The organism is Erwinia sp. SLM-02 (assembly GCF_037450285.1).
Taxonomy (GTDB): domain Bacteria; phylum Pseudomonadota; class Gammaproteobacteria; order Enterobacterales; family Enterobacteriaceae; genus Erwinia.
This window is the reverse complement of record NZ_JAQISN010000002.1, coordinates 621,273-633,875: the sequence shown is the minus strand read 5'-3', so window position 1 is coordinate 633,875 and position 12,603 is coordinate 621,273. Positions and strand designations below refer to the sequence as shown.

General features: G+C 56.7%; 7 protein-coding genes. 4 read left to right on the top strand and 3 right to left on the bottom strand.

Going from position 1 to position 12,603, the window contains the following annotated elements; all coding sequences use genetic code 11:
- Positions 1-55: 55 nt before the first annotated feature.
- Entirely contained in the window at positions 56-2,011 is a 1,956-nt protein-coding gene (gene acs, locus PGH32_RS16085) for an acetate--CoA ligase (protein ID WP_314417478.1), read from the bottom strand.
- Between the two features lie 520 nt (positions 2,012-2,531).
- Between acs and gltP the strand changes: the two genes are divergently transcribed.
- Positions 2,532-3,830, top strand: a complete 1,299-nt coding sequence (gene gltP / locus PGH32_RS16080) for a glutamate/aspartate:proton symporter GltP (RefSeq protein ID WP_314417479.1) — start codon at positions 2,532-2,534, stop codon at positions 3,828-3,830.
- A 144-nt stretch (positions 3,831-3,974) separates the two neighbouring features.
- Positions 3,975-4,742, top strand: coding sequence for an AraC family transcriptional regulator (locus tag PGH32_RS16075; protein ID WP_337894546.1), 768 nt, complete (start codon positions 3,975-3,977; stop codon positions 4,740-4,742).
- Here the strand turns inward: PGH32_RS16075 and leuA are convergent.
- Entirely contained in the window at positions 4,721-6,397 is a 1,677-nt protein-coding gene (gene leuA / locus PGH32_RS16070; RefSeq protein ID WP_337894545.1) for a 2-isopropylmalate synthase, read from the bottom strand. The two genes, PGH32_RS16075 and leuA, sit on opposite strands and share 22 nt — an antisense overlap.
- Positions 6,398-7,038: 641 nt before the next feature.
- Here leuA and PGH32_RS16065 point away from each other — a divergent pair.
- A complete protein-coding gene (locus tag PGH32_RS16065; protein ID WP_337894544.1) occupies positions 7,039-8,679 on the top strand; it encodes a dihydroxyacetone kinase subunit DhaK in 1,641 nt (546 codons plus the stop codon).
- Positions 8,680-8,818: 139 nt separating this feature from the next.
- Here PGH32_RS16065 and sbmA read toward each other — a convergent pair whose 3' ends face one another.
- Complete coding sequence (gene sbmA, locus PGH32_RS16060; protein WP_337894543.1) at positions 8,819-10,042, bottom strand: peptide antibiotic transporter SbmA; 1,224 nt, start codon at positions 10,040-10,042, stop codon at positions 8,819-8,821.
- A gap of 453 nt (positions 10,043-10,495) precedes the next feature.
- On the opposite strand from sbmA, the gene PGH32_RS16055 reads away from it, so the two are divergent.
- Entirely contained in the window at positions 10,496-12,574 is a 2,079-nt protein-coding gene (locus tag PGH32_RS16055; protein WP_314417487.1) for an EAL domain-containing protein, read from the top strand.
- The last annotated feature ends 29 nt before the right edge of the window (positions 12,575-12,603 follow it).

Below are 12,603 nucleotides of genomic sequence, written 5' to 3'. Positions count from 1 at the left end.
GACGACGGGCTGCTCTGCGGCAGTTAAGCATGGGGGCACGGAGGCCCCCATCGGGTTACGGCATTTTAATGGCTTGTTTCTCTTCCAGCAGTTTCTCCACGACGCCCGGATCGGCGAGCGTTGAGGTATCGCCGAGATTGCTGGTATCCCCGGTGGCGATTTTGCGCAGGATTCGGCGCATGATCTTGCCGGAGCGGGTTTTCGGCAGGGAGTCGGTCCAGTGCAGTACGTCCGGCGTGGCAATCGGGCCTATCTCTTTACGCACCCAGTTACGCACCTCGGTATACAGCTCCGGCGTGGGCTCCTCGCCGTGGTTCAGGGTGATATAGGCATAAATCGCCTGGCCCTTCAGCCCGTGAGGAATACCGACCACCGCGGCTTCGGCAATTTTTGGATGCGAAACCAGCGCGGATTCGATCTCTGCGGTGCCCAGACGGTGGCCGGATACGTTCAGCACATCGTCAACGCGGCCGGTGATCCAGTAGTCGCCATCGGCATCACGGCGTGCGCCGTCACCGCTGAAATACATATTCTTAAAGGTTGAGAAATAGGTCTGTTCAAAACGCTCATGATCGCCGAACAGGGTCCGCGCCTGTCCCGGCCACGAATCGACAATCACCAGATTGCCTTCGGCAGCGCCTTCCTGCGGATGGCCTTCGTTATCCACCAGCGCAGGCTGTACGCCAAAGAACGGCTTGGTGGCGGAACCCGGTTTTAACGTTGTTGCGCCGGGCAGCGGGGTGATCATAAAGCCCCCGGTTTCGGTCTGCCACCAGGTGTCGGAGATCGGGCAGCGGCCATTACCAATCTTCTTATGGAACCATTCCCAGGCCTCCGGGTTAATCGGCTCCCCGACCGAACCCAGAATACGCAGGGAGGAACGGTCGGTCCCCTCAATCGCCTTATCGCCTTCGGCCATCAGCGCACGGACCGCCGTTGGCGCGGTATAGAGGATTGTCACTTTATGCTTATCGACCACTTCCGCCATACGGCTCGGTTTCGGCCAGTTTGGCACGCCCTCGAACATCAGCGTGGTTGCACCGCACGCCAGCGGTCCATAGAGTAGATAGCTGTGACCGGTGACCCAGCCGACATCGGCGGTGCACCAGTAAATATCTTCCGGGTGATAGTCAAAAACGTATTTAAAGGTCGTGGCGGCATACACCAGATAACCGCCGGTGGTGTGCAGCACGCCTTTTGGCTTACCGGTTGAACCGGAGGTGTAAAGGATAAACAGCGGGTCTTCGGCGTTCATCTCAACCGGCTGGTGTTCGCTGCTGGCGTTGGCCACCAGTTCGTGCCACCACAGGTCGCGCTCGCTGTTCCAGTCGCCGTCCCGACCGGTACGCTGGAATACCACCACGTTTTTCACGCTGGTCACGGCAGGGTTTTTCAGGGCGTCATCGACGTTTTTCTTCAGCGGGATGGTGCGACCGGCGCGGACGCCCTCGTCGGCAGTGATCACCAGTCTGGCGGTGCTGTCGATAATACGTCCGGCCACGGCTTCCGGGGAGAATCCGCCGAAAATCACCGAGTGAATCGCACCGATGCGCGCACAGGCCAGCATAGCAACCGCAGCTTCCGGCACCATCGGCATATAAATAGCCACCACGTCGCCTTTACCGATGCCCAGATCCTGCAGCACGTTGGCAAAGCGGCAGACATCGCGATGCAGCTCGCGATAGGTCAGCGTTTTACTTTCGCTGGCATCATCACCTTCCCAGATGATGGCCGGGTGGTCACCGCGCGTTTGCAGATGACGGTCCAGGCAGTTGGCAGCCAGATTAAGGGTGCCGTCTTCAAACCAGCGAATAGAAATATTGCCCGGGGCGAAAGAGGTATTTTTCACCGTACGATAAGGCGTGATCCAGTCAAGTATCTTGCCTTGCTCACCCCAGAATGCATCGGGGTCCTGCACTGACTGCTGGTACATCGACTGGTACTGCTGAGCATTGATCAGGGTGTTTTCCGCAATATTCGCGGGAACCGGGTACGTATGTAATTGGCTCATGGCTGGCCTCCTTGAAGATGTTAATAATATGTCAATCAATAGTTAAGTGAAGATGCCCACAAAGCTTTGTTTTCTTTTTGAGCGGCAGATCACGCCATAACCGAATGTAATGAAACAGCGGGAAGACAGCGTCATAAAGAGAGGGAAGTGGGAAAGAAAAAGCCGTTTTCCGCCGGAGCGTTGTACAAAAAAAGCGCAAGCAGACCGTTAATTTACTGCGGCAGTCAATTGCTCCGTGCATAGTTATGTTGTTTTGAAGATTTCATATTGTTAATCAGAACAACAGCTTAGTGCTATGTGGTTAAAAACAGAGCTTTATTCTGCTTAAATTTAACAAAATAGATACATCTCGCCCAGACTTGCATTAATACCGCTTAAAATGGTACTGATTACGCGCCTGAATACAGGTATCAACCATCCATTACCTGTGAATTGACCGGTTTCGGTCTGCCTCCCTTGAGTGTCATTCACTCCGCAAGCTCCGCGCGGAAAGCAGGTTATGTTAAGGAAAAGACTCGTTATGAAAGCAATAAAACTCAGCCTTGCCTGGCAAATATTGATTGCGTTGGTACTGGGGATCGTCGTTGGGGCGGTTCTGCATAATCAACCAGGGGAACGCGAATGGTTAGTCACTAACATTCTCAGCCCGGCCGGTGACATCTTTATTCACCTGATCAAAATGATTGTTGTCCCGATCGTTATCTCAACGCTGATTGTCGGTATCGCCGGCGTCGGGGATGCCAAAAAACTCGGACGTATTGGTGTTAAAACGATTCTTTATTTCGAAGTGATTACCACCATTGCCATTGTGACAGGTATTACTCTGGCGAATGTGTTCCAACCCGGTTCCGGCATTGATATGTCGACGCTGGCAACGGTGGACATCTCTAAATATGAAGCTACAACGGCGCAGGTTCAGGGTCAGCCCCACAGTCTGGTCACCACCATTCTGTCGCTGATCCCGCAGAATATTTTCGCGGCTATCGCTAAAGGCGACATGCTGCCGATTATCTTCTTCTCGGTGCTGTTTGGCCTGGGACTCTCTTCGCTGCCGTCTGAACATCGCGACCCGCTGGTGAAAGTGTTCCGCTCTACTTCGGAAGCGATGTTCAAAGTGACCAGCATGATCATGCGTTACGCGCCGGTCGGGGTGTTTGCGCTGATCTCAGTCACCGTGGCTAACTTTGGTTTCGCCTCGCTGTGGCCGCTGGCCAAGCTGGTGATCCTGGTGTACGCCGCCATTGCCTTCTTCGCCTTTGTGGTGCTGGGTGCCGTGGCGCGTATCTGTAAGCTGCGTATCACCGTGCTGTTTCGCATCCTCAAGGATGAGCTGATCCTGGCTTATTCCACCGCCAGCTCGGAAACCGTTCTGCCGCGCATCATGGAGAAGATGGAAGCGTACGGCGCGCCGAAATCGATCACCAGCTTTGTGGTGCCAACCGGCTACTCGTTTAACCTCGACGGTTCCACGCTGTACCAGAGCATCGCCGCGATCTTTATTGCGCAGCTCTACGGCATCAACCTGTCGCTGGGCGATGAAATCATCCTGGTGCTGACGCTGATGGTTACCTCCAAAGGGATTGCCGGCGTGCCGGGCGTCTCCTTCGTGGTACTGCTGGCCACGCTGGGCAGCGTGGGGATCCCGCTGGAAGGCCTGGCGTTTATTGCCGGCGTTGACCGTATCCTCGACATGGCCCGTACCGCGCTGAACGTGGTGGGGAATGCGCTGGCGGTGCTGGTTGTTGCCAAGTGGGAAGATCAGTTCGACGCGAAGCAGGCTTCGGCTTATGAAGCACAGCTGAAAGTCGCTCACTCCTGATCCCTCTCCTCTGCAGGCGGGCCGCAATCGGCTCGCCTGATTTGTTTCCCCACCCGATACGGCTCCGCAACTTTCTCCCTCTTTTTACCGCATTCTGCCCGCGCCTTTGTTAAGCTTGAGTTCCTGCCAATTCCCGGGAACCCTATGTCATCCAGCATTGATTTCTCTTTTGCGACCCGGCCACTGGTGCCTCATGCTCAGGACTATCACCACGGCGACTGCGAGCCGCGGCATCAGCATAACTGCGCGCAGCTGGTTCATACGCTGAGCGGCGTGGTGCGTATTGAAACGGATCTGGGTCACTGGATTGTGCCGCCGGGGCGCGGCGTATGGCTGCCTGCGGGGGTGCCTCATGCGCTGCAGATGACCGGCAACGTAGCGGCACGAACGCTGTTCGTCGACCCGCTGGCGCGTGCCGATCTGCCCGCCAGCTGCCAGGTGGTGCAGGTTTCTCCCCTGCTGCGCGAGCTGATTGTCAGCGCGCTGGCGCTGCCGGAATCTTACGCTCCGGCCAGCCGGGCGGAACGGATCTATGAATTGATACTGGATGAAATCCGGGTGATGACCGAACTGCCGTTCAGCCTGCCGGAACCGCAGAGTGAAGCGCTGGTCGCACTGTGCCATGCCCTGCGCGCCGAACCGGGTGAAAGCTGGACGCTGGAGAACAGCGCCCGGCGAATAAACGTCAGCAGCCGCACGCTGGCGCGGCGCTTCTACCAGGAAACCGGTTTGCAGTTTAGCGACTGGGTGCGGCGCGCCAGGCTGATGGAAGCGCTGGCGCGTTTAGCGCGGGGAGACTCCGTGCTGACGGTATCACTTGAACTGGGTTACGAAAGCCAGAGTGCGTTCAGCGCGATGTTCCGCCGCATTATGGGGGTATCGCCCAGCGACTACTTCCCGCCGGCCAGCTGACCCTGCGCCAGCGCGTTCAGCAGCGCCTGCAGCGAAGCGCGTGAAACGTCGCTGTCGATACCGACGCCCCAGGCACTGTGATTGCCGGCGAAGGTGCAGTGGAGGTAGGCGACCGAACGGCTGTCGCTGCGCTGGCCGAGGGTGTGCTCGTGATAATCCTGAATGGTAAAGGAGATATCAAAGGCCTGGCGCAGCGCATCAACCGCCGCCGACAGCAGTCCGTTGCCCCTGCCCGCAACGGGGTGTGGGCGATCGTCGTACTGCACGCTGGCCTCAAACTGCAGCTGTCCGTGACTGTCGCTCTGGCTGCGGTATTCTCCCAACTGAAGCTGTGGTGCGGTCAGGCCATAGGCCTGGCGGAACAGCTGCCAGATCGCCGCCTGAGTCATCTCTTTGCCCTCGCCGTCGGTGACCTGCTGCACGCGCTGGCTGAAATCCTGCTGCAGGGCACGAGGCAGAACCAGGCCGTGATTCTGCTCGATCATCCACGCCGCGCCGCTTTTCCCCGACTGGCTGTTAACCCGGATCACCGCCTCATAGCTACAGCCGATATCCGCCGGGTCGAGCGGCAGATAAGGCACTTCCCAGACGTTATCCTGCTGCTCTTTACGGGCGGCAAAGCCTTTTTTAATGGCATCCTGATGCGAGCCGGAGAAGGCGGTAAAGACCAGTTCACCGGCATAAGGATGGCGCGGGTGGACCGGCAGCTGGTTGCACTGCTCCACTAAATCCACCACCTGCTTCAGCTGGCTGAAATCCAGCCCTGGGTTGATGCCCTGGGTGTAAAAGTTCAGCGCCATGGTCACCAGATCGACATTGCCGGTGCGTTCTCCGTTGCCAAACAGGCAGCCTTCCACCCGATCGGCTCCGGCCAGCAGAGCCAGTTCGGCGGCGGCGATGCCGGTGCCGCGATCGTTATGTGGGTGGACGCTGATACAGACCTGTGGACGCCAGGAGAAATGACGACAGAAGTACTCAATCTGGTCGGCATAGACGTTCGGTGTACTGACCTCTACGGTGGCGGGCAGATTAACGACCATCGGGCGCTCCGCGCAGGGCTGCCAGACGGCGGCAACCGCCTCGCAGATCTCCAGCGCGAAATCGAGCTCGGTAAAGCAGAACGTTTCCGGCGAATATTCGAAGGTCCAGTTGGTCTGCGGCTGCTCCTCGCAGCGCTGGCGGATCAGGCGGGTGGCATTGACCGCCAGTTCAATAATCTGTTCCTTGCTCTGACGAAAGACCAGCCGGCGAAATACCGGCGCGGTGGCGTTATAGAGATGCACCGTGGCGTTTTTCGCGCCCTCCAGGGAGACAAACGTGCGGTCAATCAGATCGCTGCGCGCCTGGGTTAGCACCTGAATCGACACGTCATCCGGGATCATCCTCTGTTCAATCAGCTCGCGAACGAAATTGAAATCGGTTTGCGACGCTGAAGGGAACGCCACTTCTATTTCCTTAAATCCACACTGCAACAGGAGCTGCCAGAACAGCTTCTTACGCGTACCGTCCATCGGCTCGGCCAGCGACTGATTACCATCGCGCAGATCGGTAGAGAGCCAGCGGGGTGCCTGGGTCAGCGTCTTACCCGGCCACTGGCGATCGCTCAGCGCCACCGGCGGGAAAGCGCGGTACTTGTCGTGGGGTTGTTGCAGCATGGTGATTCCTCCTTGTGATAGAGGCTCTATTCTGCGATGGCGACGGGGCGTTGACTGACGCAAAGCTGACAACCTGATGCTGAAAAGTGACAGGACGAAAAAAAAGGAACAGATCGCATAATCTGCCCCCTTTAGACGCCCTGGTGTCAGCGTTTTATATGATGGTCTTTCGGAAGGATATCTACCTTTATGCTGTCTTTAACAGGTGGCTTAGGGATATAACGTGCCAGGCTGATAACGATCTTATTTGAACATCTGCCTTATTTGTAGCCGTTTTTGAATTATTTTTCATATTCATCCCTCGGAATTGTGATTGATGCTGCAATTTAAATTTTATATTTCATTTTTTGCAGAATATGAATAATGCGTATCAAAGACAGCTCTTTCACTCCCCTGAAATTGTTAGCCTTTATTTTCGCTAAATATTGTAATTAATTATGATCGGAATAATGCGAAATGACGTCATCAGATGCATTTTAATTTACGTCGATATTATTACTTAGTTAACTAACCAGATTAAAAAAGCGATCGTTGCGTATTGCGCCGTTTGAGTAACGATTGTCTCGCGGATTTTTACTACAGTTAGGGCATCGTGCAGGTTGCCACCCGGGCAGAGTGCATCCCTGAGATAAGGAGATAAGATGAGTCAGTTTTTTATGAACGACAAACAGCAGCTGGTCAATGAGGCGATTGAAGGGGCACTGTTAAGTACGCCTTTTCATAATCTTAGCCGCCTCGCGCTGGGTAGCGATCTGCGCGTGGTGGTGCGAAGCGACTGGGATCGTTCGAAGGTCGCCCTGATTTCCGGCGGTGGTTCCGGGCATGAGCCTGCGCATATTGGTTTTGTCGGCAAAGGGATGCTGACCGCCGCCGTGTGTGGCGATGTCTTTGCTTCGCCCAGCGTTGATGCGGTGCTGCACGCCATTATCAATGTCACCGGGGAGGCGGGCTGCCTGCTGATCGTTAAGAACTACACCGGCGATCGCCTGAATTTCGGGCTGGCGGCGGAAAAGGCCAAACGGCTGGGCTATCGCGTGGAAATGGTGATGGTGCAGGATGATATTGCGCTGCCGGATAACCCCCAGCCGCGCGGCATTGCGGGCACGGCGCTGGTGCACAAGATCGCCGGCTTTGCGGCAGAGCAGGGCCAGAGTCTGGCTGACGTGGCCGCCGTGGCCCAGCGTGCGATCGCATCGACCGCCTCCATCGGCGTGGCGTTCAGCAGCTGCCACATTCCCGGTGAGGCGCGCGACGATCGCGTTAAGCCCGGAACCTGCGAGTTAGGGATGGGCATCCACGGGGAGCCCGGCGCTTCCACCTTAAAAACCCAGAACAGCGTGGAGGTTGTTGCACAGATGGTACAGCGGCTGGCAGCGCATACTGGCGATGCGCCGCTGGCGCTGCTGATCAACAACCTGGGTGGTTTTTCCATGCTGGAGATGGCGGTGCTGACGCGGGAAGTGCTGCACTCGCCCATCGGGAAACGGGTGCGCCTGCTGCTCGGGCCGGCGACGCTGGTCAGCGCGCTGGATATGAAAGGATTTTCCCTCTCGGTGCTGCGACTGGATGACGGGCTGGAGAAAGCGCTGCTCTCACCGGTTGAAGCCGCAGGCTGGACGGTGGCGCTGACGCCTTCAGCGCAGCTGGAAGTGCCGGCAAAAACGCTCGATCGGCAGCAGACGTTCGTTCCCTCAGCCAACGACAACGTGGCGGCGCTACTGACCACCATTTGCCAGACGTTGATAAGCCTGGAAAGCGAACTGAACAATCTTGATGCGAAGGTGGGCGATGGCGATACCGGTTCAACCTTTGCTGCCGGGGCGAAAAGTATTCTTAAAGCCTGCGAAGAGAAGGCGTTGCCGCTCGACAGTACCGGCTCGCTGCTTAACGTTATTGGCGAAAAACTGGCGACGGTGATGGGCGGCTCCAGCGGCGTACTGATGTCGATTATGTTTACCGCCGCCGGCCAGCGCCTGGAAGAGGGCGAGCCGCTGCCACAGGCGCTGAGCTACGGTCTGGAACGGATGCAGCACTACGGCGGGGCGCAGGTTGGGCAGCGCACGATGATTGACGCGTTGCACCCGGCCTTTGCCGCGCTGGTTCAGGGCCAGGATCTGACCGCGGTGGCGGACGCTGCCCGGAAGGGGGCGGACAGCACCAGTGGAATGCGCAGCGCCGGTGCCGGGCGGGCTTCGTACCTGAATGCGGAAAGCCTGGACGGGGTGAAAGATCCCGGTGCCTGTGCGGTTGAGAAAGTGTTCGCCGCACTGGCCGGAAAATAACCTGACTGCTCACGATGGCCGCTTCGACTGGCGGCCATCATTCCTGACGCCAGACTCCTGCACCTCAGCACCTCAGCACCTCAGCACCTCAGCACCTCAGCACCTCAGCACCCTTGCACCTCAACAGCTCAGTACGCCATCAGACCGTGCTTTCTGCCTCCGGCATCGCGTCCAGCGTATGCTCAAAGCTGCGCAGACGCTTGTAGATCGACATCAGTTCAACCAGCGTGGTCCACGAATTAATCAGATACTGGAACGAGCCGCGCACCTGATCGAAGACGTTGGTGATCTGCGTTAACAGTCCGAGCGTTATCGCCCCGCTGACAATCGACGGAAACAGCACAAAAATACTGAATACGGCATCCAGCTGGATGTAGAAAATACGCACGATATTAAAGTAGAGATAGTGAAAATAGAGGCGGAAATAATTGATGCGCACGTTGTAAAACAGCGATTTAACCGTGGGTGGCTGAGCGCGCTGCGGGTCGTCTTCGCCGTACACCAGCTCTTTACGATAGGCGGCCTCCACCCGCTGATTGCGGAAAGACAGCCCCGGCAGCTTGATGCCCACCACCGCCAGCAGTCCGGTGCCCAGAATGGACCACGCGACGGCCGCGATCACTAACGCATAAGGCACACTGCCGATAATCGGCACGGTTTTGACATGCACCGACAGGGCGACCAGCACCGGCAGGAAAGCAATCAGCGTCATCACCGCATTAATAAAGCTGACCCCCATATCTTCCAGCGTGGAGGCGAAGCGCATGGTGTCTTCCTGCACGCGCTGTGCCGCGCCCTCAATCCCGCGCAGGCGCGACCAGTGCGACATATAGTAATGATTCATCGCTGAGCGCCAGCGGAAAACGTAGTGGCTGATGAAAAACAGGTTCAGGACGTCGATCACCACGGCAATCAGCGCGATGCTGAGGAAGCCGCCAATCTGGCCGTAAAGCGTGTCGATTTTTACCGTATTCGGATGCGCCATCGCCCGCTGCACCAGATCGTAAAAGGGTTCGTACCAGCGGTTGATCGCTACGCCGACCTGCACGGAAAACCAGGTGACAAAGATAATCAGCGTGCTGCCGAGTACCGACCAGCGCTGCCACGGATGCGGGCTGAACAGCGCCCAGAAGCCGGCAAACAGCAGCGCCGCCAGCACATAGTAGCTGTAGAAGCCGAGTTCGCCAGGCGCAATAAAACACAGCGCATTATTCGGTAAGGGGCCGAGGGCTACCGGGGAGAACTGCATCATGTGCGCGAGATGGCTACCGGCAAAACCGAACCAGAACAGAATCGCCATCAGGCTCCACAGTGCCGCGCTGCTGAAGAACAACAGAGGCCGGGGGAAAAAGGATTTGAACATAGAAACTCCACAGCGAATTTTTGATGGTTATACCGTGAATGTTTGTGAGGAATCTCACTAACAGTGTTTCCATTAATTTCCAGGTGGAATCTCAGGGCAAAAAATTGTTCCTTATGCTGAATTTTCACCTGACTGCTCTATTTTCTCTGCCTGAAGCCCACTATTTACTGACAAATGAAGTCAGATTAACGAAAAAACGCGATTTGCATTTTGAATGTTTATTCAACAAAGCAGATAATGAACGCCGACGGAGTACCAGGCGAAACGGATCTGGGCATACAGCGTTTTTTGACCCTCCCAGGGAGACTGTTCGTCGCAGGCACGACAGGAGTCGTGTTTCCACAGGATGTGGGCAGGATCAGCGTGTACGCCATCCGATGGCGTATTGATTGCATGCCGACAGAATCTTTTCATTGAAGCGAAATGACTGTCAGCAACCGGGTGAAAATAATAATGAATGAAAACTCAGATGTAATGTATCGGCTTCTGGTTCAGAGTGTAGTTGACTACGCCATTTATATGCTGAAGCCGGACGGTACCGTCGCGAACTGGAATACGGGCGCCCAGCGGGCCAAAGGGTATATGCCGGACGAGATTATCGGTAAAAATTTCAGCTGCTTTTACAGCGACCAGGATCAGAAAAAGGGATTACCACAGCACGGTCTGGGCATCGCCCGCGACACCGGCCGTTACGAAAGTAAAGGCTGGCGCTATCGTAAGGACGGCAGTGCCTTTTGGGCCCATGTGGTTATTGATGCGATTCGTACCGACAGCGGTGAACTGCTGGGTTTTGCTAAGATTACCCGCGACTGTACCGAGCTGCGCGAATATGAAGAGCAAATGCGCGAAGCCCGCGAGCTGGCGGAACGTCACAGCGAAAAAATGGCCGCGCTGTCGACCTTTCTCGATACCATCGTGACCAATATCCCGTCCAGCGTGATTGTGGAAGACGTGGTCACCCGTGAAATTCTGCTGATCAACGGTAAGGCGCAGCAGCTGCTCGGCGGCGTGCAGGAAGATTTTGTTGGCAAGAAGCTCTCGCAGTGTATGACGCTGGAAATGGGCGAATATTTTATGCAGCTTTCCGATGCCGCACAGCGCAAAGGAGGGATGCACCGCAGCGAACGCCTGCTGGACAGCCACGGGCGCGATCGGATTATCAACGCCACGGCCTCGATTATTCGCGGCAACGACGCTACCCATAACTACGTGCTGCTGATCGCCGATGATGTTACCGATCAGCGCGCCGCCGATGCGCGTATCCACCATATGGCGCATCACGATAATCTGACCAGCCTGCCGAATCGCGTGCTGTTCAGCCAGCGTCTCAACGACGCGCTGCGTGCCGATCGTGAAGAGCGCAAGATTACCGCCACGCTGTGCCTCGATCTGGATAACTTCAAAAACGTTAACGATGCGCTGGGCCATCAGGTTGGCGACGATCTGCTGCGAACCGTGGCGGTGAGGCTGCGCAGCGTGCTGCGTGAGCAGGATACGCTGGCGCGGACCGGCGGCGATGAGTTCTCTATCGTGCTGCCGGGCCTGAAGCAGGCGGAAGAGGCGGAAATCGTTGCCAGCCGCCTGATCGAAACCATTCGTCCGCCGTTCAACGTCGACGGTCACAACCTTTCCGTCGGCCTGAGCATCGGGATTGCCATTGCCGAGCGCGGGATCAGTACGCCGGAGCACCTGCTGCGCTGTGCCGATATGGCGCTGTATGAAGCCAAGCGTAACGGGCGTAACCGCTTCGAGTACTTTACCGAACAGATGGGCGAACTGGCGGCGAAGCGGCGGATGATTGAAAACGACCTGCGCGAAGCGATAAGCTGCCGCCAGCTCAGGCTGTACTATCAGCCGATTACCAATAATCAGCATCAGCATATTATTGGCTATGAGGCGCTGATGCGCTGGCACCACCCGGAAAAAGGCATGATTATGCCGATGGATTTTATCCCGATTGCCGAGGAAACCGGCCTGATCCACAGCCTGGGCGCCTATGCGCTGCATGAAGCCTGCCGTGAAGCGGCCAGCTGGCCGGACGGGCAGAGCGTGGCGGTAAACCTGTCGCCGATGCAGTTTAAAAACAGCGCGCTGGTGTCGGTGGTGGAAGCGGCGCTGAAAGAGTCCGGCCTGGCACCGAATCGCCTGGAGGTGGAGATCACCGAGTCGGTGCTGCTGGATAATACTTCGGTGAATATCGATATCCTGCAGAAGCTGAAGGCGCTGGGCGTGCGTATCGCGCTGGATGATTTTGGGACCGGCTACTCATCGCTGAGCTATCTGCGCTCGTTCCCGTTCGACAAAATCAAAATTGACAAGTCGTTTATCAACGATATGAAAGACAGCCGCGAGGCGCTGGCGATTATCCGGGCGATTACCGGTATGAGCCGCAGTCTGGATATTCAGATCACCGCCGAAGGGGTGGAGAGCAACGAGCAGTTTGAACGGCTGAAGGAAGAGGGCTGTACGCTGTTCCAGGGCTACTATTTCGGCCGCCCTCAGCCCTCCGAAGATCGCCTAAAAGAGTTCTGACCCGCGTGAAGCGTCAGGGGCGACGCCGT

Excerpts from the sequence above, each read along its gene's own strand:
- acs (WP_314417478.1), bottom strand. The coding sequence starts at position 2,011 with ATGAGCCAATTACATACGTACCCGGTTCCCGCGAATATTGCGGAAAAC.
- gltP (WP_314417479.1), top strand. The coding sequence starts at position 2,532 with ATGAAAGCAATAAAACTCAGCCTTGCCTGGCAAATATTGATTGCGTTG.
- PGH32_RS16075 (WP_337894546.1), top strand. The coding sequence starts at position 3,975 with ATGTCATCCAGCATTGATTTCTCTTTTGCGACCCGGCCACTGGTGCCT.
- leuA (WP_337894545.1), bottom strand. The coding sequence starts at position 6,397 with ATGCTGCAACAACCCCACGACAAGTACCGCGCTTTCCCGCCGGTGGCG.
- PGH32_RS16065 (WP_337894544.1), top strand. The coding sequence starts at position 7,039 with ATGAGTCAGTTTTTTATGAACGACAAACAGCAGCTGGTCAATGAGGCG.
- sbmA (WP_337894543.1), bottom strand. The coding sequence starts at position 10,042 with ATGTTCAAATCCTTTTTCCCCCGGCCTCTGTTGTTCTTCAGCAGCGCG.
- PGH32_RS16055 (WP_314417487.1), top strand. The coding sequence starts at position 10,496 with ATGAATGAAAACTCAGATGTAATGTATCGGCTTCTGGTTCAGAGTGTA.